Raw genomic sequence first — 26,386 nt, 5'->3', positions numbered from 1 at the left:
GTGGTGTTTTCCGAAGCCCGGTAATGCGTGAACGCTTGGAGTCGACGCTTTCATCTTGGACCGATTCCAGCGTCAATACATTGTCGTCGGAAGACGACTTGGATCACGCCGTCGCAATTGGTGCCGCCTACTACGGTTGGACCAAAACTCATGGTGGCATTCGAATTCGTGGCGGCACGGCCAAAGCCTTTTACATTGGAATCGAAACCGCAGGCATGGCGATCCCCGGTGCTCCGCGACCTCTTCGTGCTGTGTGCGTTGCCGCACAGGGAATGGAAGAAGGCACCCAAGCAGAGGTTCCCGGACAGGAAGTTGGCGTCGTCGTCGGCACGCCAGCCCGTTTTCGATTCTTCTCGTCCACCACTCGTGCAGGCGATCACCCCGGCGACCGTTTGGATCGCTGGAGTCCAACAGAGCTTCAAGAAAGCGAACCGATAGAATTGACGTTGGACCAAAATCGAGGCGAAGACGCCGCGTCGGGCTCTGCCGACAACGAACCAGCCCAAAGCTTCGTTCCGGTGCAGTTCGAATCGCGAGTGACTGAGTTGGGGATGTTTGAACTTTGGTGTCACGACAAACGGGGCGATCGTCACTGGAAACTTGAATTCAACGCTCGCCAAGAAGACGAGTCGTAACCTCGACATGAATTCTCGCAATCCTTCGAATGAACAAGACAATCCACTTCCGCCGCGTTATTGCATCGGGATCGACTTAGGCACGACCAACTGCGTGCTGGCCTATGTCGACACCGAAGCCTCCGCCACGGAAGCCGTTGCCTCCAAACCGGACGCCGATCAAAGCGAGGAGAAGCAACGCAAAGTAAGCGGTGCGTCTTCGGCCAACGCAAACACCGAGTTCACTGTCCGCACTTTCTTGGTTCCCCAATGGGTCGACCTAGGTGTGGCGGAATCTCGGTCAACATTGCCATCGTTTCACTACACACTTCATCCATCTGAGCAACTTCCGCATAGTGACGCTCATGATTGGTTGAACCCATCGGATGATGCGTTGGTGTCCTGCGTGGGTGAGTACGCTCGCATCGCGGGACTGCTGCATCCTGGTCGCCAAATCGCGTCGGCAAAAAGCTGGCTGTCTCATGAAGGGGTCGATCGGACCGCGGACTTGCTGCCTTGGCACGGCGACCATGATGTTCCGCGACGGTCGCCGGCGGACGCCTCGGCCAGCTACTTAAAACATTTGGCGGACGCATGGGATGCCGAACACCCCGATCATCCGATGTCACAACAAGACATCGTGATCACGTTGCCCGCATCGTTCGATGAGGTCGCGCGCGAATTAACAATTCGTGCGGCAAAGATGGCGGGTTTGCCTCGCATCCAATTGATCGAAGAACCGCAAGCTGCATTCTATGCCTGGCTGGATCGTCACCGAAACGAGTGGCAGGACTTGGTTCAGGTCGGCCAACTGATTTTGGTATGCGACATCGGCGGCGGCACGACGGACTTAACACTCATTCGAGTCCGGCCGGCCGACTCAGACGACCAATCAAACGTCGTGCAGTTCCACCGCGTTGCCGTTGGAAAGCACTTGATCCTCGGCGGGGACAACCTCGACTTGGCGGTTGCCAAAGCGGCGGAAGCCAAACTTGGACGGACTTTGTCACCGCGGCAATGGCAACAACTCTTGGCAGCGGCCCGTCAAACCAAAGAAACCTTTCTCTCGGAACCGCGCCCTGAGCGCACTACAATTCACTTGCCCGGCGAAGGATCATCGCTGATCGGTGGCGGACTCAGTGTCGAATTGACCGCTGAAGAAGTCGACTCATTGCTGCTCGACGGATTCTTTCCCGAAGTCGACATGGAATCCGAAGTCGACGCACAGCAAAGTGGTTTTCAAGAGGTCGGTCTGCCATACGCTGCTGACCCCGCCGTCACCAAACACCTCGCCGAATTCCTTCGCGAACATCGCCGCACCGGATTGGACGATACAGCGGCCGATGACAACGCGACCGATCAGCCAAAGCCCAAAGAAAGCGACCAAGTCAATTTGGTCCTTTTCAATGGAGGCGTGCTGACAGCACCCGCGATTCGCAAGCGAGTCATCGGCTCACTGACAAAGTGGTTTTCAGAGCCCGCCGTCCTAGAATCTGCACGCTTGGATTTGGCTGTTGCTCAGGGTGCCGCCCACTACGCCATGGTTCGGCGAGGGCATGGAGTTCGCATCGCCGCGAACTTGGCTCGGACCTACTTCATGCAGATCGAACAAAACCCGCCGCGAGCGGTTTGTGTGATTCCCGCTGATGCGCAAGCCGGCCAATCCTTCCGGATCGATCAAGTTCCGATGGACTTGCGAGTTGGCGTGCCGGTCAGCTTTCCACTGTGGGTCAGCAGCACACGTCTGGCCGATCGACCGGGCGAAGTGGTCGACATTGATCCGAACACGATGACGCCGTTGCCACCCATTCAAACGGCACTCAAAGATCGCAGACGGCGTGACCAATCGACGATGCAAATCGTGATCGAATCAGAACTTTCCGAGATTGGTACGGTCGGACTGTTTTGCGTTTCAGATGCCAAACGTTGGCGTTTGGAATTTGACATTCGTGGAACACTCGAAACCGATCGCGAATCGCATGACTACGCCGGCGAATCCGCTGGGATCGTCGACGAAGAAACCCTCGACGAATGTCGACAACTGATCGCTCGCGTGTTTGTGGAAGGCACACTCAAGCCTTCGTTGCTGATCAAACGACTTCAAACCACCATCGGCACCTCCCGCGATCAATGGCCACCGGCGTTGCTTCGTCAGTTGTGGGAATCGTTGATGGAGGTCCAAGACCATCGTCGTCGCTCGCCGGCTCATGAATCACGTTGGTTGAATTTGGCTGGCTTCGCCCTGCGTCCCGGTTACGGTGTCGCGGTAGATGATTGGCGGACCTCGCAAACCTGGCGAATGATCTACGGAAAGATCTCGCACCCCGATCATCAGGTCCGTGCCGAGTCCTACGTGATGTGGCGTCGCATCGCGGGGGGAATGACGGCGGGCCAGCAAAGTCAGTTGGCGACCTCGTTAGGCCGCTGGCTCCTCGGGGGAACATCCAATCAAGACATGGCCGAAGCCAACGAGGCGTGGCGGACGATTGGTTCACTGGAGCGACTGCCCATCGACCAAAAACGATCATTCGCGACCGCCGTCATGGAATCGCTGGATCGTAAAAAGGCATCTCCGCTATACCCGAGTCTGTTTTGGACACTCGGCCGTCTCGCGTCTCGCGTACTCGCGTACGGGCCATTGAATTTAATCGTTCCGGCGACGGACGTTTCACATTGGCTGCAGAAGCTTTCGCATTCACCGTCGCTGAAGACTGGAGACGAAGCAACCAAACGATTGGCCGCCTTCACGATCACTCAGATGACTCGTCGCTGCGACGACCGGTTTCGCGATGTCGACCAACCCACGCGAGATCGAGCGTTGAGTTTGCTGGATCGGCTTGGTGCACCCGACCACTGGATTGAATTGGTCAAAAACGGTGGCCAACTGGACCACGAAGAACAACAAGCCGTTTTTGGCGACACGCTGCCACTGGGGATCGAACTTCGAGGTTGAGCCCCGTTCACCTCGAGGTGCCACATCAAATTCGCTTGTTTTTGATAGACTGCATCCGCTCTCGACCTCGTGTCAGTTTGTTCTTCAAGGATGCTAATCGGTGACTTCGTCTCAATCCCCAGCCAGCAAGCAGTCTCCTTCCGGTAAACAACCCTCAACCACTTGGCTGATCGCTGTTTTCGCGATTGGTTTGCTCGCAGCGGCCGGCTATTGGTTCAGTCGTGGCCCAGCGGTTCCTCCCGACGATGTCCCAGGTCATAGTGGCGACGACCAAACTCGGCAGCTAGCTTCGCAGAACCTCGACCTGAACCGGGTTGCGTTGGCGTCGATGGAAAACCTCGATACCGACGATGCGGAAACAGCCTGGGCTTCGCTTTCAAAGTCCCGGCCGGAAGACCTTTCGATCGCACTGAACCGAGCACTGAATCGAGCACTGACGATCGACGAATTGTCCGCCGTCGCCACCGATGCATCCGCCAAACCAGAAGAAAAACAAGCGGCTCGACAACGATTGGCATCGCTGCTTTCAGAAACTCGCGGTCTGATTCAGAAGTATGTTGAGCTCGGCGGCGATTCCAATTTGGCGACTTGGATGAACGCGCGAGTCGACTTGAACGAAGCCAATTTGCTGCCGCGATCGGTGATGCAATCGATCCGCAAAGAGGTCTTTGGACGGCTGATCGAATCCATTCAGAAATCAGCCAAGGCAAAAGGCGACAAGAGCAACTCCATTTTGCTGGCGGGCACATTGACCCAGGTCGTCGATGTGCTGGAGGATCCAATCCGCGGAATTCCACCAACAATTCTCGAACCGGCCGCCACCGCTCTGACTCAGCTGTCCAATCAACAACCCAACAACCTGTATTTGGCCGTGCGAGCCGCGCGGCTTGGAATCGCAAACGAATCCAAAGCGGCGGTCGATGCAATCCGTCGAACACAAACCCTCGCGGCCTCGATCGAGCCGACTCTTCGCCAACAAACCGCCCCGATCGGAAAAACGCCTGCCGAATTAGTCGACGGGATTGTCTCGGCTGTCGAGGCAGGAAAGTTCGATGAAGCCGACAACCAAATGATGCTTTGGTTCAACCTTCTGAACTCGACGGAATTGATCAAAACCGACCGACGTCGAGCATCACCTCACCCACTGGACCTCATTCAGTTCGAATCACTGCGTCGGCTGTCCGCGGAAGTATCGAAACAATCGCGAATTGAATCGGCGTCGAAGGCTTTGTCGTTCGACATTCAATCGTTGACGGCTTCCGGCGATACCATTGAAGGAGCATCAGCCAGTGATTTGATTCCCATTGATGCCAACCTCGATTTCAAAATGGATTTGGTGTCGCTTCATCCCAACAAAGACTCCGCCGCTTTGTTCCTTTGGATGCAAGGTGACGAAGGCTGGCAAAACTACGGCATGCTGACCGTGGACGGCCAGTGGACCGGCATGATGGTCGCCGATTTGTTCATGGTCGACTCCAGTTCACCAGGCCGACTCCGTCAGGACGCGACGTCGCGCAGCCACAACACACTTCGCAGCATCATTCTCTTTGGAGAATCAGGTGCTCAATTGGTCGTCGTCGATGGACGCGACTATGGCCAGCCCGATGCGACCGGCGACGACTCGCTGAAGACCGAAGCCGCCGACGGGTTGGAATCGCTTCAACAAGTTCACACGATGATCAGTGGCGATTTCGAAGGGGATGGCGACCTGGATTTAATGGCAGCCACCGAGCGAGGTCGGGAACTCCTAGTCAACCGCGGCAACCGAACGTTCTTTCCGCTTCCAACAAATGAGAATCAAGCCACGTCGTGGGACGAGTCCGATCCACCCGTCGCTTTCGCAATCGCGGATTTGGATCGCGACTTGGACCTGGACGTCGTGACCGTTCACCCTCAATCGGGTCGCGTTGGTTGGATCGAAAACTTGCTGCATCTGCAATTCCGTTTTTCCTATCTCGACGATATCCCCGCGTTACCAGGCGTGGACTCTTTGGCCATCGAGGACGTCGATGGAAACGTTTCGTGGGACATCATTCTGGGCGCTCCCGAAAAAGGGCAACTGGTGCTGTCTCACACCGGCGACATTGGCATGTGGCGAGTCGATGCGGTCACGCCGTTTTCTTGGCCAACGACGGAAACGCAGGAGCAACCGACCCTGACCAACAGAGGCTCACTCATCGTCGCCGACCTGGACAACGATAGTTTTTACGAATGCCTTCGTGGCGGAATTGCCTCATCCGCGTTGGAACTATCGCCTATCTCATCGGCTGATGAATCATCCAACAAGTTTGGGCCTCAACAGGACTTGCAGTGGAGCGTTTCCGACCAGGCATCCGAGTTCTTCGTCTACAGAGCGACTGATTTTGATGCCGATCGAAACGTCGACTTGGTCGGGTGGTCTAAATCCAATGACACCAGCTCATCAGCGGTCTCGGTTGCTTCCAACACGACGGAACTGAGCGGAAAAGCCATCTCGGTACGCTTCAAAGGGATCGACGACAACAACGCGAATAGCGGTCGCGTCAATCACTATGCCGTTGGATCGGTGTTGGAATTGCGTTTTGGTCCGCACTACCGCTCTCGAATCGTCACGGATCCAACCACCCATTTTGGACTGGATGGATTGATTGGCCCCGGCAACATGCGAGTCATCTTTCCCAACGGATTGACCCAGTCGGTTCCTGAAATTGAACCGGGAGTCATGATCGAAGAGGAACAAACACTCAAAGGATCTTGCCCATACCTGTATGCCTTCAACGGGGAACGGTTCGAGTTCGTCACGGACTGTTTGTGGGCGGCCCCATTGGGTTTGCAAACCTCACCCGGAGTTGTGGTCCCCGATCGACCGTGGGAACACCTGTTGGTCGACGGGAAGTTTTTGGCTCCCAACGACGGAGCCTACGAAATCCGAATCACTGAGGAACTGTGGGAAGTCGCTTACTTCGATCAACTGGAGTTGGCTGCGATTGATCACCCCAAAGACGTGGTCGTCTTCACGAACGAAAAGGTCGGGCCACCATCGCTCGCTGAACCGACCATTCACGCGTTTGATCGATCCGAACTTCAACCGCTATCCAAAGTGACCGACACGGAGGGAACGGACGTGACCTCGCTCCTTCGCGAAACGGACGGCGAGCATGTTCAGGGATTTCCCCATCGATACCGTCAAGGACTCTGCCCGCCCCACTGGATCGACTTGGACCTCAGCGGCCGTGTATCAGAGAACACATCCAACGATGCGAATATTCACCTGGTCCTCAATGGCTGGATCCTGCCGACCGACACCTCTCTGAACATCCAAATCGATCAGAATCCCGAGCTGTCTTCACCTGAACCGCCATCGTTGTGGGTACCTGATGAAGCATCGGACTCTGGCTGGAAAATGGCCTCGCCTTTCATCGGTTTCCCCGGTGGAAAGAACAAAACGATCGTGGTCGATATTACCGAATGGGTGAATCGCGAAGACCCTCGAGTGAGGATCCGAACGACCAACCAAATCTATTGGGATTCGGCCGCTGTGTCCGTTCGAACGGACGAGGAAATCGAGCGTCTCCGCTCGCTTGTCGAAGTTCAACCACTCACCCTGCAATCTGCCGAGGTGGCTTGGCACGGCTTCTCCAAACGAAGCCACCCTGGACCAAAACAGGCCGAAACCTACGACTACCAATCCGTTCAGGATTCACCTCGATGGCCACCTCTCGATGGACAACTCACCGAGTACGGTCCCGCCGAAGATTTGATTTCCGACTGGGACGACTCGATGGTGGTCATCAGTGGAGGCGATGAGATCCGCTTGCGTTTCGCGATTCCGAAAAAGCAGCTTTCGGATTCCGCGCAACGCGATTTCGTGTTGCACGGAGTGGGTTGGGACAAAGACGCCGACCTCAACACATTGGCCGGCCAATCGACGTTGCCACTGCCATTCCAATCGATGAGCCAATACCCACCGACCGCTTCTCAAAAAGAAGAAGCGGTCAAGTCAAGCAAGGCCAACTCATCTCACCTTTCGCGAGAACAACCCTTTCGTGAATTTTGGTCGCGTGGTGCTACGACGCGGGAAGGTTTGAGCGAGACGCCAGTTCAATGAGCGGGCTGCAGTTTCGCTTTTTTCGTCATTCGTAAGTTCAGGAACTCAACGATCAAAGAGAACGCCATCGCAAAGTACACATAGCCTTTGTTGATTGGCGTTCCGACGGCTTCGCTGAGCAATACCACTGAGATCAAAATCAGAAACGACAAAGCCAACATTTTGACCGTTGGGTGTTCCTGAACAAAGTCGCTGATCTGATTGGCAAACGTGATCATCACACCAACGCTGATCACCACCGCGGCGATCATGATTGGCAGATGCGACGCCATGCCGACCGCTGTGATCACGCTGTCGAGTGAGAAGATGACATCCATCACCGCGATTTGAAACAAAACCGATCCCACCGTCACCGGTTTTCGTGATTTGACCGCCGCATCGGCTTCGGGCAAATCCATGTCCATTTGCGGATCATCATCGTGCTCGCCCTCGATCTTGTGATGGATCTCTCGAACCGCGGTGAACATCAAAAACAGTCCACCGAACAACAAAATCAAATCGCGGCCGCTGATTTCGTTGACTTCCGCGTCGGCGGCCAAATGCTCTCGCAAGGATTCGATCGGAACCAGCGATGACAGCTCGAAGATCGGCGACTGCAAGCTCATCAGCCATCCGATCATCATCAGCAATAGGATTCGCATCCCCATCGCGACGAACAATCCGAATCGCCGAGCAAACGAGCGTTTTTCCTCGGGCAGTTTCCCGGTCAAAATCGCAATGAAAACAATGTTGTCGATGCCGAGAACGATCTCCATCAGAGTCAACGCAAACAATGCGATGAGTGATGGAACGGACCACAGCGGTACATCCGCAGCAACTTCAACCGACGACGCAATCAAATCCATCACGGGACTCACAGCAAGGAATTCTAAACTCGCAACACAGACAACACGCGAACCCAATCAACGCACTGGTCGCAGCGACGAGCGATTGAGGTCCGATTCAGGCGGGAGACAGCCAAGGCGCGGCCAGACCGGCCAACCCCATCAGCAATAACAATGCCATCGTGATCCGTCGCAGACGCTGCGTCCCCAAGGCCGTTCCGACTTTCAAACCGACCCAAGTCACCGCCAGCAAAATAGGAATCGCGGCGGCAGCAATCAATGCCGGGGGAATCATGCGGGATCCAAAGAACCAAACCAACACCGCAATTCCGGGTGCCAAGCTGATCAGGTACATCGAAAATAGAAACCCGCGCATCCGTCGCGTGTCCCAATCATGAGCCTGCACCCACAGCACCATCGGCGGCCCGCCCATCCCGACCAAGCCCTGAAGAAACCCGGACAGCGGAAACACCAAATAGCTCCAGAACGACGCCACTTGATCACGCGGCTTTGGTCGAAACAACATCGTCGCCAGTGTCGCCGACAACACCGCCACCCCGACGATTTGGCGAAGCGTCACCATGGAAAAAGATTCCATCCACTGCAGCGTCAGCACGCCCAGCGGCAGAAACAGCAAACGAGCCGCTCCCGGCCAAACAAGTCGCTTCGAATCCAACGCATCGCGGAACGAGATCACGCCCCACAAGTTTTGAGGAATGGTGGCGACCAGCAACGACGTTTGGGCTTCCGGAATGGAATACCCCGCCCACAACAGCAACGGAACAATCACCAATCCGCCCGCGAATCCAGCAGCGGCTTGAACAAAGATGCCCAGGCACAGCACACCCACCAGTTGCCACGTCTCCGGTTGAGCCAGGATCTCTAAAAAGCTCACGCGGAATCCGAGGTTTCATCAGCACCCGTCAACTTCGAATTTTCGCGATGACGCGTTGAGTCACGTTTTGTTTTCTTGTCGAGGTTTCGCCGCAGGGCATCGGTCAGATCAATCCCCGACTGGTTTGCCAAACAAATGATCACGAACATCACGTCCGCCAGCTCGTCTGACAATTCTCCCAGGACCACACCCGACTTGGTGGACTGCTCGCCCTTGGTTCGCGAAAGAATTCGAGCAACCTCGCCGACTTCCTCGACCAATTGAGCCAGATTGGTCATCTCATCGAAGTAACGCACACCGATGGTTTGAATCCATTGGTCAACCTGCTCTTGCGCGTCCGCAATCGACATGGACGAAGGCGTTTGCTTCACGGAGTCCGAAGGAGATTGCGACATCAAGTCTTTCGTCGAGATCAAAAAGGGGCTGACCCTTTGGAAAACATCTGGTTCGCTCGGATTGGAAGACAGGTCCGAAAAGAATCAGCCCTCTTTTCGGTGCAAGCCTCTGCGTCAAGGTTTGGCTAACAGGAGGTAGGTGCCACTTTTACCGGCGACCGCCAAGTCGGTTTTGCCGTCACCGTTCAAATCCTCGGCAACGATCTGCAAACCGGTTCCCACGCGACCTTCGTCAATGACGTGACGCTGGAATGATTTTGACGCAACATCGAATGAGTACCAGTAGAGACATGGAACTTCTTTTCCGCCCGGGTCATTTCCGTTGTGGGCGTAGTACCGCTTTCCGGTCACCAGATCTTTGTTGCCATCGCCATCCAAATCCACCCAAACCATCGAGTGAGGCTGGCTGAAACGTCGATCGATTTCGTGCTCTTTCCACTCGATGGATCCGGAATCAGTAACCCCGGTGTTCTCCCACCACTGCAATCCATAGTTGTGACCTTCGCCATAGATCAGATCCTGGTCACCGTCTTGATCAATGTCCTCGATCAACATTGGCAAACTGGCGTGCAACTTCCAATCGCGGTGAGCGATCCAGGGTTGCCCCCAAGGGTTTTCGGTAGGTTGTTCGTACCACCCCCAACCAACCAGGATGTCATTCCGACCATCGCCATTGATATCGCCAACTCCGATTCCATGCCCGTTGAATTCTTCACCCAACACGTGCCGTTTCAGTTCATATGCCGGCTTGCCGTCTTCCGCCGGTTCGCTGGGTTCCAACCGCCAGATGACGGTCGGCACCTCATTTTTCCAACTATTCACAATCCACTCCGGGCGTCCATCGCCATCAATGTCTTCGAAGAGTTGACCCTCATTTGCGGTCGCTCCCGTATCAACCAAGGTGGATTCGGGCCACATTTTCCCCAAACGCAAATCTTCTTTTCCTGGGTTGCGAAACCACTTCACTTCCGTCGGCAAAAACGATCCCGCGATGACATCGAGACGACCATCTGAATCAACGTCGAACAGATAGTCGCCGTTGCTCTGGACGTAGCCGTTCCAATCTTCAATGGCTCGCAGAGGGCGTGGAGCCCAATCGCCGTTTCGGAACCAATTGCGTCCGGCGACCAAGTCCGTTTTTCCATCGCCGTCGACATCGCCCGCCGCGATTCCTTCGTTTGCGTCCAAAGTCAATAAACGAATCTCAAACGACAACGGCTCATCCGCTGACACCACAGAATTCTGAGTCGCCAGAGAACCAAGCAAGAAACAAACGGCAAAAAACGTACAGAACCGCATCAAACAACCACTCCAGAAGAAGGACGCCACTTTTCGCCGTCATTGTAGTTCAAACCGGGAGCTAGCTGGCGCGGTCAATCCGAACCGCCAGCACCGGTTTGCGATGTCGATTCCAAATGGCGAGTTGATGGCATTGCAGGGTCTGCGTTCCACCCGGTCGCTTGTTCCATCGTCGAGATATCCGTGTTCGCACCATCAGTGATCAAACGAGCCGATCGGTCGTGCGTGACAAAGGTCCACCCCCACTGCATCAACACCAACAAACGGTTGCGAAACAAAGTGATGTACATCAAGTGAATGAACAACCAAATGAACCAGGCAACAAAGCCTTTCGCCTTGTAGCTTCCGATTTGTCCAACCGCGGTGCAGCGACCGATCACGGCTAAGCTGCCCTTGTCTCGATATCGAAACTCGGGGCGAGGCTTCGATCGCAGATCGGCGCGAATACATTTCGCCGCCTGAGCCCCCATTTGCATCGCGGCGGGAGCCAATCCTGGCACCTCACCACCATCTTCCATCTTCACCTGAGCCAAGTCGCCACAAACGAAGACCGTGTCATGACCGGGAATCGAAAGATCCGGGCTGACCGGCACACGACCGCCACGGTCGGATTCGATTCCAGCGGCTTCACACAGGATCGCACCCAAAGGACTCGCTTTAACTCCCGCTGCCCACAACACCGTCCGCGTATTCAAACGACTGACTTCTTCAGTTGTCTTGTTTCGAATCATCACATGCGTCGGCTCAATCTCCACCACGCGGCATTGCGTCTGGATTTCAACGCCCAGCTTCTCTAGATCATGTGCGGCACGTTGCGGCAATGGTTCGGGATAAACGTCCAGCGGCGCATCTCCCGACTCGACCAAAACGATTCGTGCGTCGGCCGGTTGGATGGATCGGAAATCGTTCTGAAGTGTGTGACGAGAAATCTCGGCCAGAGCACCAGCCAGTTCGCAACCGGTTGGGCCGCCGCCAACGATGACAAACGTCAGCAAATCATGAATTTCATCGGGATCGTTGCTGCGTTCGGCAGCCTCAAACGCACCCAAAATTTGCCGACGTATTTCCGTTGCGTTTTCAATCGTCTTCAGCCCGGGCGCGAGTGGACGCCATTCTTCTCGGCCAAAGTAATGATGAATCGCTCCTGTCGCGACGACCAAGTAATCGAACGCAATCACCGAATCCGTGGTGTACACCTCATTCGAATCCAGCGAAATGGATGTGACTTCTTCCAGCACCACGCGAGCGTTCTTTTGCTTTCGCAGGATCCCACGCAGTGGCGTCGCGATGTTTGCGGGTGAAAGTTCGCCCGTTGCGACTTGATACAGCAACGGTTGGAAAAGGTGGAAATTGCGACGGTCGAGCAATGTCACTGAGACGTCGACCTTTCGCAGGTCTCGTGTCACTTGCAAGCCAGCGAAACCGCCACCGACCACGACGACGTGAGGACGCTGTTTAGATGCGTTGCTCATATCCAATCTCTTTCTTCACAACGTTCGGAAATACCTTCGTCGAGCGAAATCGATTTCGTCCGTAATCAACCGACCGCTTCGCTGGTTGTTCCAGTTGACACCAAATCAGTCCTTTGGTGCAGGACACAATCGGTCCATCAATTCAGGCGGCAAAGAACGCAAATGCAAATCGCGTTGTGGGAAGGCGATTTCCAATCCCGCCTCGTTGAACCGCTTGTTGATTTCGGTGTGCAACTGGTGGATTGATTTCAGACGCTCATCCAAAGTTGACAGGTAGCACCTCAAAACCAGATTCAACGTCGAATCGCCGAAGCTTTCAAACGTGACAACGGGCTCGGGATCCTTCGAAATCTTCGGATGTTCCTCACAAATCTTCCGCAGCAAATCACAAGCAAACTCAGTATCGCTTCCGTAGGCAACACCAACGTTGACGACGATCCGGTTGGTACTGTCCGTCAGCGTCCAGTTCACCAATCGCCCGGTGATCAAATCCTTGTTAGGAATGATGAGCTCCTGCCGGTCCCAGTTCGTCACCGTGGTCGCACGAATTCGGATCCGAGCCACCACGCCGGTCGTGTCGCCCAGCGTGACAACATCACCGACGCGAATTGGTTGTTCGAACAACAAAATCAAGCCGCTGATGAAATTCGCGAAAATTTCTTGCAGTCCGAAACCGAGTCCAACGCCCAATGCGGCGACCAGCCACTGAATGTTCTGCCAGTGCAAACCCAGAGCCTTGGCCGTCAACAGAATCCCGATTGTGATCAGAACATACGTGCCAAGAGTCGTGATCGCGTAACGCGCGGGTTTGTCGAGCGGTAAACGTTCCAGCAACACGCCTTCCAACAAACCAGGCAAGTTCCGCACCGACACCCATGTCAGCACGATGATCGGAATCGCGAAAACGATGTTCTTCAGCGTGACTGGCGAGACGATCCCTTCGCCATCAGTGGTGGACCACAGTTTGACTTGATCCAAGTACTCAACGGCGGGCAACACCGGCGACCACACCAATGCGATTCCAACCAATGCGACGATGAACAGAATTGTCTGCAACAAACGTGTGGTCTGCGCGTTGATCTCCGAGGCTTCCATGGAAGTGCTCGGTTCGATCTCAACTCCGCCCGCTCCCAGACGTTCCGATTCTTCCAATCGTTCGCGGTGAACCGCCATCGTCAATCGGCGGCGATTGGTGAGCAACCATCGGTTCACGAATCCACTGACATAGTACGTCAGCAAACAAAGCCAGAGCGTTAGATAAAGTTGCTCAACCAAAACTCGAGCACCGCTACCCAGCCCAATCAGAGCGATAAATGCGAGGGCGAGCGGTACGACCAGGATGAATCCGAACCAAAGGAAACGCAACCGAGACGTCCATCCATTAGGATTGAGTTGGATGTGCTTTGAGAAGACTCCTGAGGTGGGCGAAAACGATCGCCAAAGGACGACACTGATCAAGATCATGCCGATCACCAACATGACGCGACCGAACGCCGCGGCGGCTTGCCAGCGACCAAGATTTTCGGCGATCCCATAGAAAAGAAGAATCGGTACGCCGATGTCGATCAGCAATCGCAACCATTTTCGAAGTGTTGAAATTGATGCCTCATCCGCGCCAAAGTGAGCCGCGGCCAAACCATCGCGACGCAAACATTGACGCAGCAATTCGATCGGAGTCACCGCAACGGCGGCTAAATGAAACGCTTTGGCGGTGGCTCGCACAATCGCCTCGCTGGCACCGGACGCCGACAACGCGTCTCCGATGATCCACAGCAATCCAACCAGCGGCAGCACCAACGCCCAAGACAGCAGCGTCGCCGCCAAGGTGGGTTTCAACGAGACGCTTTGGCGACTGCGGGCACGTTCCCCGTGGGTCGCGATCCGCCGCCGCAATTTTGCACCCGCGTAGATGATTGTGAAGATCGCCATCAACGCTATCGCGATCAGTTCTGGACGATTGAGCAAACCTTTCAGCAAGCTGCGGCCCAAAAGAATCAGATTGTCGGGATGGACGATCGCACGGAAGACCTGCCAGGACACGACCAAATCGTTCAAGCGAAACGCCGGCTGACTTTTGATCCAAACGATCTTTGTATCGATGATCGAAGTCAGCTCCATCACCAACCGCTGCTTCTGCTCGAGTTGGCTTTGCAAACTGACCATTTGAACGATGTAGTCACTCAAGTCAGCGATGAACTTGTTGACCAAACGGATCTCACTCTCAGACAGCTTTCCCTGAGGGATCGACACGCCTTCGATGTTTTCCAGCGACAGCCCGATCGACGAGTTGTCCAAGATCCCTTCGAGCGTCAGCTCCAACTGCGTCTGCAGAGCCCGATTGCTCTCGATGCTTTTCCTGAGTTCAGCAATTCGTGAATTGATCGGCCCAAGAGCGGGAAGCTTGTTCTTGAGCAACAGCAGTTCCACACCAAGCGTGCTGGTCAAACCACCGGACGCCTTAATGTTCTCTTCCAAATTCGTTGTGATCTTCGTGCGTCGCTCGGACAAACTGTCTAGCTCAGCCCGTTCGTCGTTGAGCGATCGACTGATACGATCTTTTTCGCCGGCAATTCGCATCCATCGTTCTTCGAGCGATAGAATCAACGACTCACTTGGGTCGCCGCCTTCGGCTTCCATCGTGCGTCGAAATTCCTTCAGGTCCTTGGCGATTTCGCTTTGCCGCTTCTTCGCAAGCGTCGCCGACCAAGCTCGTGCTTTTGCTTCCGCTTCGGCGACTTCTTTTTCAGTCGCGGTTTTCATCAACGGCAGCAAATCGCCCTGTGATTCCAGCAGTGTCTGCTGTTGCTGATAGGCGGCAAGTCGCTGGCGTGCCTCGTCGAGCTTTGCTTTGGTTTCGACTTCGCGAACGTGACGCAAACGCCCGTCCGGGTCATCTTTGATTTCGCCAATCGTCTCGCCCGTCAAAGACTCGATTTCTTTCCGAGTTTGAACGATTTGCTCGGGAAGTTTTTCCAGGGTCTCTTTCCGAGCCGTGATGTCAGACTCGATCTTCTGCAGCTTGCTGCGAGCAGCGTCGAGACTGAGACTTGCTTCGGCTTGCTTTTGCTGAATTTCTTCGATCGCCATGTAGCGATCGACGCTAATCGGCTGGACCGAAACTTCTTGATTGGCGAGCGTTTTGAACCGCTTCTTTTCTTCCGCGATCGACAGCAGCGACTTTTCGTACGACGCGGTCCGGTTGACCGCTTCTTGTCGAGCGGTAAGGACGGCTTGGAGGCTTTTCAGCGACTCCAGCAACCGATTCTTCAGCATCGGATCCATGTTCGCGTCGTTGTTGACCGACTCGATTTCCGCTGCGACGGCCTCCACACTGTTCAGGTCGCTGTTCGCCTTTGGCTTCGCCTCGGCGGTACCACCACCACTCGCCGCAGTTCCTGTCGCATCATCGGCCTGGAACGGCGTGTACGCCGCGACTTGAGCGATCGTTTGGCCCGGCGAGCCTTGCGGCTGAACGTTCAGCGAGGCCGGAATTGGCGAAACCGTCTGAGCGAGCGAACTGCTGGCAACCGACACAAAAACGCAGCCCAATAGGATCAAGCCGAGCGGCTTTGAAATCTCCGCGTGCCGAGTGTTTTGTAAAAATTCGGAACGCATGGATGGTCCGTCAAGGAACATGGTGAATCGTCGATGCAAAATGTCGGTGGTGGTCATTGGGAATACAGGAAACCAAGTCGTTGAAGTGTCTCGAAAAGGCATTGGCGACCGAAAGCCCAAACCCGGAACTGCAACGGATTACTCATCAAATGCACCCAACGAATTCCCATGAAAGGCGACACCCGGCCGCGACAAATTGCGTGCCGTTTCATCTTTGAAATTCAAAATTCGGGCGGTGTTCCGAGTTGCACGTTGACTTTGACAGCACAATTTTGGTAGCTGCATCGAACATGAACGAGACAATCCCACTCACCGCAGTCCTCACCGCCTCATCGCGAAAATTTTTCGTGGTGTCATATCCGGATGGGCGTCTGGTTCGCGGCCTTCTGATTGGGTGGTTCTTGATCGGGTGGTGTGGCCTCATAACGACCGCGACGGTCCGAGCCAACGAAGCGACAATCAGTTCCGCTGCGGAATCTTCCTCGGCTCCAATCGAGAACGATGCGTCTGAGTTCGTTTTGCTTCGAAACGATCGTGTTCTTCGAGGCGATGTTCAGATCTCAGGAGAATCCGTCATCGTGCGCCGTGGTGGATCGGAAATCCGACTCCCAGCGAAAGAAGTCATTGGTTCCCGAGACAACCTGGACGCCCTTTTCGAACTCCGAGAGCAGTGGCGTTCCGCTCGAACATCGCCAAGACCGATTCAGCGAGCGTTGTCAGCAGCCCGTTGGTGTGTCGACCAAGGTCTGCACCAACAAGCGGTGGAACAGCTCATGATCATCTACCGTGCTGACCCGCAGAACTCAGAAGCACAACATCTGGAATCACGGCTTCGCAACCTGACGCGACCGAATGACCCCAAACCCAAAGCGAGCGAAGTCCAACCAGCCAACTTCGTCGAAGCCACCAACGAAGCGAAGCAGGTTGATGTCCAGTCTCCAACCGCCGAACCGACGGATCACCTGCACGAAGCGGTGATGAACTCTTGGTTTCTCCATGCCTTCACCGCTCGGGTACAGCCAATCCTTTTGGCAAAATGTGCCCAATGCCACGACCAAAATCTGAGCGATCAAGCAAGCGACTTTGCATTGCATCGTCCGTTGCACTCTAGCCGCCCGGGTCGCCGCATCACCGAAGCCAATTTGCGAGCAATCCTGACGCTTTGCGAGCCAGGCAATCCTGACGCGAGCCCATTGATTCAGATGGCCAAATCCGATCACGGTGCGAAAGCATCTCATCGCAACGAATCAACCAGCTTATCAACCGGTTCCGTATTGCTGCGAACGCTCGAGAGTTTCGTGGACCAGCTTCCGCTTCGAAGCGAGCTGAAAGTCGTTGAAGTTGATCCGATCCTCGCCGAGACACCACGTGCGAGTGATCCGACCAGAGTTGCTCGAGCATCATTCATCGACGAGACAGCCGGCGTTGATTTCTCAGGCGACAAGACACCGCCATCGTCCGAATGGTCGCCAACGAACGCCAGCGCATCAATTCCTTCGCAAACAACAAACCCGCCATCGAATGATGCCAACAAACGCGGTCCCATCCGCCCCAAGCGGCTGCCGAAAGTGGAACAACCTCTTTCCAAGGATCTGTTCAATCGGCAAACGGAATTGATCGAATTGTTTCGCGGAACGCTGAACTCCAACGCGAAGTGAAGCGAGTTCTCAACGGAGAAGCATCGGTTTTGCTGATTCGCAGCGAACCTTTGACATCTCGTGTTCTCTTGTTGTTCAATCAATCACATGAAAGAACTCAGGCGAACCAGTGCAATGGATACGATGCACGAGATGTTGGAAATCACCGGCCCCGCGACGGCAACCTTGCCCGTCGGCGATGGATGCTCACCCATTACCGTGATCGGCACTGATCCGATCCGGCAATCGTTTGGCAGCCAAACCTTTCAACAAGCAATCAACAGTCGTTTGGCACCGGGCGTGTCACAGGTCGTGCTGAATCCCGACGCGCACGTTGGATACGGTGCACCGGTCGGTTGCGTGATGGTTTCGCCGACGCACGTGTATCCGGGCCCCGTTGGCGTCGACATCAAATGCAGCATGAGTTTGCTGCAAACGGATTTGCCGGAAAGCGAAATTGCCGATTGGAAGATGCGTCGTCGCGTGATCCAAGCGATCGCGAAACGCGTTCCCACCGGTGCCGGCCGCGGGCAACGACACGTGCCCAAGAGCCGAAGCGTGGACGGGCCGCTCGGATTTCAAGTCGCAACGGAGGGTGCTTCGAAATCTGTTCTGAAAAAGCTGGGCATCCCCAAGTCTTGGGCGAGCCGCTGCGAAGATGCATCGCATACCGCACCGGACGGTTCGGTGGATACGTTGGCAGCACGTTTGGAATGGATGGGACGCGAACGAGACAAACGCGATCGCTTGGAAAGCAAGTTCCGTCAACTTGGAAGCTACGGTGGCGGCAATCACTTTGGCGAAGCCGAAGTCGTGTCACTGTCAGAGAAACAGTACTTCCGTTCGATTGGCGAACAATGGGGCCTGCGGGACGGTTGCGTGGCGTTCTTGTCGCACTGTGGCTCGCGCGGTTTTGGCCATGATTTGGCGATGAGTCAATTCCGTGCAATGAAAGCTCATTTTCAATCCAATGGCTTGGCGTTCCCGGCAGGAGATCCTCAACTTTGCTATGCCGAAGCGGACTCGCCCGAAGGCCAACGTTATCTTTGCGACATGGCGATGGGAGCCAACTTCGCGACGGTCAATCACATGCTGATCAATCAGCTGGTCCTCGAGTCTTTTCGCGAAGTGTTTCCTGGCATCCGGGGCGAGTTGGTCTACTTCATCAGTCACAACATCGCTCGCCAGGAGCCCGTGGACGGACGTTTGCAATGGGTTCATCGAAAGGGTGCAACGCGGGCCTTGCCCAAAGGACATGAACAACTGGTAGGCACCGAGTTCGAAGCGACCGGGCACCCGATTTTGTTGCCAGGGAATCCACGCGATGGATCAAGCATCATGGTTGCTCAACGGGGAGCTGCCGCATCTGCCTTCAGCGTGAACCATGGTGCAGGGCGACAACTCAGCCGCACCAAAGCCAAGAAGAATTTGAACCAAACAGTCATCGACCAAAACTTGCTTGACCACGACGTGATCAGCAACTGCCGCGTCTATCCACGGGACGAAGCTCCGGATGCATACAAGGATTTCGCCGAAGTTCTGAAAAGCGTCACCAAGGCTGGGTTGGCCGATGAGGTCGCTCGATTAAAAGCCAAGTTCGTCTTAAAAGACGGTGCTCCCGCCGACGATTGATTCAAATCGCCACGCGATCTTTTCAAGCGTTCGTCGACTTTCAAAGAGCGTTTGCGTAGGCCATCTCGATGACGTCGTTGGTTTGCTTCCCTTGATGACCACTGATCATCGGTGGGCGTTTCTCCTGCAACGCTAGAGTGAAATCCGCGATCAATGGTGAGTGAAAGTTTTCTGCCGGCGGATGAGATTCTCGGGACATTCCATCAGCGGTAAACAGCAACAGTTCGTCACCGTTGAGATCTTCGATGGTGACTCGTCCCTCGGTGCCGATCACCTCCAGCCGATCGGGCGTGTTGACGGTTCCGAAGTAGCATTGCAACACGCCGTGAACTCCGCCGGCAAATTGCATCAGCAATGTCGCCGCCTGCTCCGCTTCGAAATCAGGTGAATCGATTCGACTTGCTTTGACCGATTGGACTTCGCCAAATAGATGCAGAAACAAATCCAGGCGGTGACTACCAATGTCCATCAAGGGCCCGCCTCCTCCTTGAGCAAGCACCACTCGCCAATCATCGGCAGGGAACCGATTCGGATTGCCTGTCACACAAGCGATCGACAAGACTCGTCCCAGCGAGCCAGCGTCGATCAGATTCTTGACGCGTTCAACGGCCGGATAAAACCGTCGGTAGTATGCAACTCCAAGTGTCACTCCGGATTTCTGACATGCCTCAATCATTTGCTGGCATTGTTCCGGATCGATCGCCATTGGTTTCTCAACCAAAACGTGCTTTCCAGCATTCGCCGCCGCAATCGTTTGCGGGCAATGGCAGCTAACCGGAGTGGCTATGTAGACCGCGTCGACTTCCGATAGTGCGATCAACTGTTCCGCGTCGGTGAACCGATGCGGAACGCCATTCTGATCGGCGAACAGATTCAGCTCCGGTTCACTGCGTCGGCAAACTGCCACCAATTCCGAACGCGGATCTTCCTTGATCGCACCAGCCACCCGTTTATGAGCGATATCGCCTGTGCCAATCAGCCCCCAGCGAACTGTCATTCGGGCTTGCTCCGGTCCGTCCGAGTAGAAGGTGTCACGATACCAATGCATCCATTTTGAAAAGGTATGGAAGTCGAGTGATTCGAAGCATCCCGAGACAATTGCTGTCCCGAGTCGGATGCTCGGTTCAGTGGTTGGCGGCAGCGGCTTTTTGAGCAGCCTTGCCGATCGCTTCAACGTTCTCGATCACCAAGAAGTGACCATGGTCACTGGTGACGAAGACAGCGGTATCATCCCAAGCATCATTCTCTTCGACCCAATTGACGATGGTCCCAAACGCTTTGTCGCCACTGAACACGGCGCCAATGCTGCTGTCCAAGTTGTTTGCATGGTTGGCCCAATCAACATCACCGGCTTCGACCAACAACCAAAAATCAGATCGTTCGTCTGAATCCTTCTGCGGTGCAGAAAGAAACTCCAACGCAGACTGAGTCATATCGGAGATCGTTGGATTCTCCACAACGTCGGCGTGGGTGTAGCGTTCCGTGCCTTTGACATCAAAGGTTGGATTGAAATTTCCGTCGGCGGTTTGAAACGGCAGGTGACCGCCCTTGGTTCCGAAAAAGCCAACCAACCGTGCGTCTTCTTGGATGGCCTTCTGAGTTGCTTCTTGCAAGACGTCCGCACCAGGTCGTCCTTTGGTGCGTTCCACGACGACGTAGGAGTTCGGTTCACCGGCTTTGTATTTCTTCTTTAGAGCATCACGGTCCGATTCGTGGAAATACTTGTTGCCTGCCATGAAGTTCTCGCCTTGTGATTTGTCGGCACCCGTTCCTTCTCCCCAACCACCACCGATCAACAGGTCCAAACCAGGAAGCGCATCTTGGCGGTGAGACGACGACGGAAGACCAACCAAGTCGCGAGAGATGTCTTGATAGTCCTGACGAACGACGTTGTTTGCATACGAAGCCGCGGGTGTCGCGTGGCTGACAGGAACGCTTGTCACCGTGCCAACTTTGAATCCCTCTTTTTGCAACTTCCGCGCGATAGGAATCGCGTGCGATCCATCGGGCATGACATTGATCGAACCGTTGTAAGTCTTCACTCCCGACATCAAACTCGACGCCGTTGCTGCGGAATCAGCGACCGTGTGCGGAACCAATCGGTCTTGTCCAATCACATAATCTCGGCGTGACTGCTCATGCCAAGGTGCCCGCCCACCATGATCGGGTGAGTAACCGCCCGTGGACTCTTTGCTGGGGGCAGTGACTGTCTGGGAGTTCACGTCGAGTTTTGCGCCGGACGCAAACGGTGTGGTGACCAAGAACGTGAAGTCCGTTTTGGTTCCGCGATAGTCTTGGAGGAGCAAGCCGGTCCCTCGACCACTGTCATAGCGATTGGCCTGATTGTGATACAGCGCGGCCGCTCGTGTGGTCGGCCAATCCATCCCGTCAAACACCATCAGTATGACGTGACGTTTACCCGCCTTCACGGCAGCCATCTGCAAGTCATAAACGTCGACTTGATCGTGATAGTTTGCGTTTGGATTCAATGACTTCTCATCCACGCGTCCAAAGTGTTTCTTCAGTCTTTCTGGATCGCCGTACATGCTGCCTTTTTCACGCAGGTCATTCAGCGTGTAGCCGAACGTGTACAGCGGTACCAATCGATTGCTGTGATTGGTCCACGTGCTGTACTTCTTTGGGTTGCTTCCCCAGTGCCCCCACGGGGCGGATTGTTCCTTGATTGCGTTGGATTGCATCTCACGCATTGGATCAACCACCGGTTCACCGGACTCGGTCGTACCAGGTGCTCTGGCGTCATCGATGTCCACCAAACTCTTGGCTTTCTCGAGAAGCTTCCCGACCGTTTCTTCTCCATTAGCGGGCACCACAGTGATAGAAACGAGTAGACAAACAGCGAACTGCAATCGCAACGAGATCATTGATTTACGGTTTTGTGGAGGCGGGACGCGAGGCGGAACAAAAGATGTGAGTGACATCATGTCTTCAAAATACCACTCGTCAAACGGGGCAACGATGAAGATCGTAGTAAGAACCGACTCAGAAGTGTCCTCAAAATACAGCCGAAGTGCTGCAACCGATTACTGCGTCTACCCGAGTTGGCGCCGCAGGTGAGTTAAACGGCGACGATTAGAGGAACTCTAATCCTCGACAGCCAGCAATGAGGTGACATTCCACGCCACCCCCCTGGCAAAATTCCTTGACGACCGGTTCAAGCAATCGTACTCTCACTGTCACTGCTCCAGACATGATCTGGCAGAAAACGGGCCATCAAAGCACGGAGGAATTGCATTTGTATGACGAGCGCAAGACCCAATCTTCAGCGGAACGCATCAATGGGTGCATCTGACGCTTTGGTCCGCGATGGTGAGAACGCCTCGCAAACGATCTTGATCAATGCAGCCTTTCTGCAAGAAATCAAAGACAGCAACCCGAACCTTTGGCACGCCGCCAGCGAATTGAGGGCGATGTGCGAATGCGATGAGTGGGATGCCGAGACGACCACCCGAGATCACATCAAACAATTCGTTCGCGCACTCGGTGAGCTGCGAGATCTGATTTCACTGCAATTCGGTTTGGAAGAGTCATACGGTTATCTGCAAGCCTCGGGGCCACCCCCCCAACTGGCTCCACTACAGCCTGATTTTGCGGACGTGCAAAAACAGCTGCGTCAGGCACTCGAACAGCACTGCAGGCTGTATCTCGACCTTTGTGACCTCGTCGAGCAGTCCGAGGAATTACAATATCGTGGATGCGAACGTTCCGCTTTGCTGACTTTCGCCGAACAAGTTGCCCAATTCTCTCGTGAGATGACCCGACATGAACGTCTCGAAGCCGAACTGATCGAAAGGGAGTTGTAGAATGCTAGGTGATTCACGCACCAAACCAATGGAAATTCTGTTGGTGGAAGATGGCTTGGTCGACGCGAGAGTGACCATTCATGCTCTTCGACGCAGCGGCTTGCATCACCGATTGACGCTGGTTCGCAGCGTTCACGAAGCAATTCTCTTCATGAAACGAACGGGCATCTTTGCACGAGCCCCACGGTTGGACTTGTTGCTGCTCGACATGATTCTGCCCGATGGCACCGGAATCGATGTCCTCGAGGAAATGAGCGAACTGCAGCCAGATTCGTCTCGCGTCACGACCGTGGTTTTGACCGCCTGCGAAGATGCGTCCTATCGAACTCGGTGCGATGAGTTGGGAGTGTACGACTACATTCAAAAACCGGTCAGCGAAGATGAGTTTTTGCGTGTCGTTCGTGATCACAAGAAATTGATGATTCACTTGCAGCAGGCCGCCGTGTCCGCTGCAGCGGGCAATCAGAGCCCTTCGCCTTCGGGATCCCTGCGAGCCTAAACGGAATTCGCAGTTGAATCGCTCAGACCGGTGGCAGGCGACACCGTCATACGGATGGGCGATTTGCTTCCATGCCATGTCCACTTGGGACTCATCGTTACGGCACAGTCCGCTGACGATCGGCCCTGCCAAGCAACGGCTAATGGCCCGATCCGGAACAGATGAATCCGCCCGGCGGTCGCAATTTGATATCCCGCGTGGGCTCGAACGCTGCGGTGGTTGGCTGGATTGATTGCCGCCCAAACTTGCGTGACTTCACCAGCATCCGCTCCGCGTTCATCTGTTGAGTCGGACGTTGTTTCTGCCGACAACAGCTTCCGAAGCAACACCGAGTAAGCACCGCGGCTGCGTTCCTCTGGCATCATTCTCGCGGCGAAAAGCCAGCGTTGATGCTCGGCCAAATCGATTTGCAAATGAAGATCGCGTTCGATGAAAGATTGCATCGCGATCCAAACGCCGCCGACGATCTGAGAAGACGACTCGCTTTCGCTCTCCGATTGGGAACTTCGTTCCGTCGCTTGTGTGCGAAAGACGGCGTAGGCGGCTTCGGCTGACTCGTTTCCCGCTGCGTCGTTGAGATGCGACGACGATTCCTGAGACGAAGCACCATTGTACAACGTCGCTCGCTGCACGCGTTCCAGCTCTTCAGCCGTTTCGACTTTTCGAGCTTGATAGCTATCGGCCGTCTTTTGATCGTTTGGTTCACCATCAGCCGATGACTTACCCAGCCTCACGATTTCCATGCACCGGTACCGAAAGCACCACGCTGGAACCACGCGGCACCACACAATGCCGAGCGTGTATCGCAGGCCTCGACCTGACATGACTACCGGCTCATCGCAGCTTGGCGAATTTGCCGCACCAGATCCGCATCGGGACTGCTCAACGTCATCACTTGTTCCCGTTGTTGGCCATCGGGGTTTCGCAGGATCACGATCATTTCAGTTGCGGCTCCGGCCGAAGTCGTGGCAGGGCCAGCTGGCGCCGAGATTGGAGCAATGGCTCCGTTCTGACGAGGGGCATTGAGTGCGGGTCCGCCGGCAAACTCGTTCGATGCGGGCTGGGTGTTCGCCAATTGATTGGTCACCGGAGCCACGGGGGTTCCTTGATACAAACGCCCCAGTTGAATGCGTTCCAATTGCCAATGGACAGACCCTGGCCCGGTGTAGATTCCAAGATCAGACTTGTAGTCCGCCGCGTTGCAGACGCCGATCAGCACACCGCGATCATCGAACAAACCGCCGCCACTGCGACCGTCGATCGGAGCACCATCGATTTCCAAGTTGGACATACCGAGGTTTTGATTGTACTTGTCGACACCGGTGATGCGGGTGTCCCGACGACTCGGATCGTCGCCGCGGTCACATCCAAAGCTGAATGCGGTTTGACCGACTTTGACCTTCTCACCTTCCTGAATCACCTTCACGGGTTTGACTGCGAAGCCAGGTCGTATCGCAACCAAACCGATATCACGATCGCCCGCGTCATAGTCGACTACTTGTCCGGGAACGGTGCGAACTTCGCCAGCGACAAACAAGTCCACTTCGATTCGATCTTTGCCTTCGCCATCACGGAACAAGTGACCGCACGTCAGAACCAAGGCTTCGTCACCGTTGGTATCAATGATCGTTCCAGTACCGGCTCCGTAACCACGACCGTCAAACACCCGCAAACGCACCGTCGCCGCTTTCGCGTTTTCGATTGCATCGGCCAGCGACATGCTGGGCATCGGCTCCATCGCCGCGTCTTGCGAACTGACCAAACGCTCGGATGATCCGGCCGCTTGGTTGTTCATCGATTGCCAATCACCGGCGAAGCCTGAATCTCGATCGGCACGTTCTTTTCGAATCGCACGACGTGGGCTGCGATCGACTGCGTTTTGTCCGGAGGTCAGTGGCGCCAACCGGGTTTGCGGTTCATTCCAAGCTTGCTCGGACGACGCACTTCGTGTGGGGATCAGGGGACCGGCTGCGGTTTGGTTCAACGCGGCGGTGAGTTCGCCCACCGTTTGAACTCCCAACAATCGCGTGACTTCTTTGCCTTCGCGAAGCACCACATAAGTCGGCGTGCTGCGGATTCCAAAGCGGCGGGTCAGGTGAGCTTCGTTATCGACATTGACTTGGCGAACAGGAACGCCGCGAGCGATCAACTCAGACACGATCGGCTTCATCGCCAAACACGGTCCGCACTGCGACGATGAGAATTCCAGCAGAACGGCATCGTTCGCCGAGGCAGTGGACGCGAGAGCGGAGACGGCGAAGCACACGGTCATGAACTGAATCATGAGGTGCCGGGCAAACCAACGAATTTGCCGTGATCGGTCGAGAACGCCAGCCAGTTGATGAGTCGTTTGCACTCTCGTCCCTCCTTGGACGATGGAATAGTTCAATCAACACAAAGTGTCCCTGAGCTCTCCATCACCATCCTTGGCAACGAAGAAACAACCTTTGTGTCCGCCGCGCGATGGTCGGACATCCTCCCGAACCACGGCAACCCCAATTGAATTGGCCATCCGCCAAAACTTGAGCGTTTCTGGTGAGAAAATCAAAAAAAGTTGAATGCGACCATTCAGATGGCGGGATTCATCCTCATCGCAGCGTTCTTTCCCCCCGAATCCCGCGGTCGTGCAGTTTTAAAAACGCA

General features: G+C 55.1%; 16 protein-coding genes and 1 pseudogene. 7 read left to right on the top strand and 10 right to left on the bottom strand.

Going from position 1 to position 26,386, the window contains the following annotated elements; genetic code table 11:
• The 3 genes and pseudogenes from RE6C_RS15895 to RE6C_RS15885 form a co-directional block, all read left to right on the top strand.
• Window positions 1-635 (top strand): annotated as a pseudogene (locus RE6C_RS15895) (Hsp70 family protein); the annotation flags it as partial.
• A 7-nt stretch (window positions 636-642) separates the two neighbouring features.
• Complete coding sequence (locus RE6C_RS15890) at window positions 643-3,567, top strand: Hsp70 family protein (protein ID WP_008658096.1); 2,925 nt, start codon at window positions 643-645, stop codon at window positions 3,565-3,567.
• A 100-nt stretch (window positions 3,568-3,667) separates the two neighbouring features.
• Complete coding sequence (locus RE6C_RS15885; RefSeq protein WP_008658095.1) at window positions 3,668-7,654, top strand: FG-GAP-like repeat-containing protein; 3,987 nt, start codon at window positions 3,668-3,670, stop codon at window positions 7,652-7,654.
• On the opposite strand, the gene RE6C_RS15880 is transcribed toward RE6C_RS15885, so the two are convergent.
• The 6 genes from RE6C_RS15880 to RE6C_RS15855 form a co-directional block, all read right to left on the bottom strand.
• Window positions 7,648-8,499: a TerC family protein gene (locus RE6C_RS15880; RefSeq protein ID WP_236615412.1), complete on the bottom strand. Its 852-nt coding sequence runs from the start codon at window positions 8,497-8,499 to the stop codon at window positions 7,648-7,650. The genes RE6C_RS15885 and RE6C_RS15880 overlap by 7 nt on opposite strands.
• A gap of 97 nt (window positions 8,500-8,596) precedes the next feature.
• Window positions 8,597-9,373 (bottom strand): sulfite exporter TauE/SafE family protein, encoded by a 777-nt coding sequence (locus tag RE6C_RS15875; protein ID WP_008658091.1) that lies wholly within the window; start codon window positions 9,371-9,373, stop codon window positions 8,597-8,599.
• A complete protein-coding gene (locus RE6C_RS15870) occupies window positions 9,370-9,768 on the bottom strand; it encodes a nucleotide pyrophosphohydrolase (protein WP_081605671.1) in 399 nt (132 codons plus the stop codon). The genes RE6C_RS15875 and RE6C_RS15870 overlap by 4 nt, the downstream gene beginning before the upstream one ends.
• A gap of 114 nt (window positions 9,769-9,882) precedes the next feature.
• Window positions 9,883-11,001 carry an FG-GAP-like repeat-containing protein gene (locus RE6C_RS15865; protein WP_008658087.1) on the bottom strand — a complete coding sequence of 373 codons (1,119 nt, stop codon included), beginning with the start codon at window positions 10,999-11,001 and terminating at the stop codon, window positions 9,883-9,885.
• Window positions 11,002-11,141: 140 nt separating this feature from the next.
• A complete protein-coding gene (locus RE6C_RS15860; protein ID WP_039962259.1) occupies window positions 11,142-12,539 on the bottom strand; it encodes an NAD(P)/FAD-dependent oxidoreductase in 1,398 nt (465 codons plus the stop codon).
• A 105-nt stretch (window positions 12,540-12,644) separates the two neighbouring features.
• A complete protein-coding gene (locus RE6C_RS15855) occupies window positions 12,645-16,211 on the bottom strand; it encodes a mechanosensitive ion channel domain-containing protein (RefSeq protein WP_008658083.1) in 3,567 nt (1,188 codons plus the stop codon).
• Between the two features lie 233 nt (window positions 16,212-16,444).
• On the opposite strand from RE6C_RS15855, the gene RE6C_RS15850 reads away from it, so the two are divergent.
• Together RE6C_RS15850 and RE6C_RS15845 are read left to right on the top strand one after the other, a co-directional pair.
• Window positions 16,445-17,812, top strand: coding sequence for a hypothetical protein (locus RE6C_RS15850; protein WP_008658081.1), 1,368 nt, complete (start codon window positions 16,445-16,447; stop codon window positions 17,810-17,812).
• 87 nt (window positions 17,813-17,899) lie between these two features.
• Window positions 17,900-19,423, top strand: coding sequence for an RtcB family protein (locus tag RE6C_RS15845; protein WP_008658079.1), 1,524 nt, complete (start codon window positions 17,900-17,902; stop codon window positions 19,421-19,423).
• 40 nt (window positions 19,424-19,463) lie between these two features.
• On the opposite strand, the gene RE6C_RS15840 is transcribed toward RE6C_RS15845, so the two are convergent.
• A complete protein-coding gene (locus RE6C_RS15840) occupies window positions 19,464-20,471 on the bottom strand; it encodes a Gfo/Idh/MocA family protein (protein WP_008658077.1) in 1,008 nt (335 codons plus the stop codon).
• Window positions 20,472-20,547: 76 nt separating this feature from the next.
• Window positions 20,548-22,305: an alkaline phosphatase gene (locus RE6C_RS15835; protein WP_039962260.1), complete on the bottom strand. Its 1,758-nt coding sequence runs from the start codon at window positions 22,303-22,305 to the stop codon at window positions 20,548-20,550.
• Window positions 22,306-22,719: 414 nt separating this feature from the next.
• Between RE6C_RS15835 and RE6C_RS15830 the strand changes: the two genes are divergently transcribed.
• Window positions 22,720-23,244: a hypothetical protein gene (locus RE6C_RS15830; protein WP_008658072.1), complete on the top strand. Its 525-nt coding sequence runs from the start codon at window positions 22,720-22,722 to the stop codon at window positions 23,242-23,244.
• 1 nt (window position 23,245) lies between these two features.
• Window positions 23,246-23,743, top strand: coding sequence for a response regulator (locus RE6C_RS15825; protein WP_008658070.1), 498 nt, complete (start codon window positions 23,246-23,248; stop codon window positions 23,741-23,743).
• Here the strand turns inward: RE6C_RS15825 and RE6C_RS15820 are convergent.
• Both RE6C_RS15820 and RE6C_RS15815 read right to left on the bottom strand, forming a co-directional pair.
• Window positions 23,740-24,486, bottom strand: coding sequence for a hypothetical protein (locus RE6C_RS15820; protein ID WP_008658069.1), 747 nt, complete (start codon window positions 24,484-24,486; stop codon window positions 23,740-23,742). The genes RE6C_RS15825 and RE6C_RS15820 overlap by 4 nt on opposite strands.
• An 83-nt stretch (window positions 24,487-24,569) precedes the next feature.
• Window positions 24,570-26,099, bottom strand: coding sequence for a trypsin-like peptidase domain-containing protein (locus tag RE6C_RS15815; protein ID WP_008658067.1), 1,530 nt, complete (start codon window positions 26,097-26,099; stop codon window positions 24,570-24,572).
• Between the last annotated feature and the right edge of the window lie 287 nt (window positions 26,100-26,386).

The organism is Rhodopirellula europaea 6C (assembly GCF_000338295.1).
In the GTDB taxonomy this organism is placed as follows: domain Bacteria; phylum Planctomycetota; class Planctomycetia; order Pirellulales; family Pirellulaceae; genus Rhodopirellula; species Rhodopirellula europaea.
Note: the sequence above shows the minus strand (reverse complement) of the source record. Positions and strands in the feature narration are given on the sequence as shown.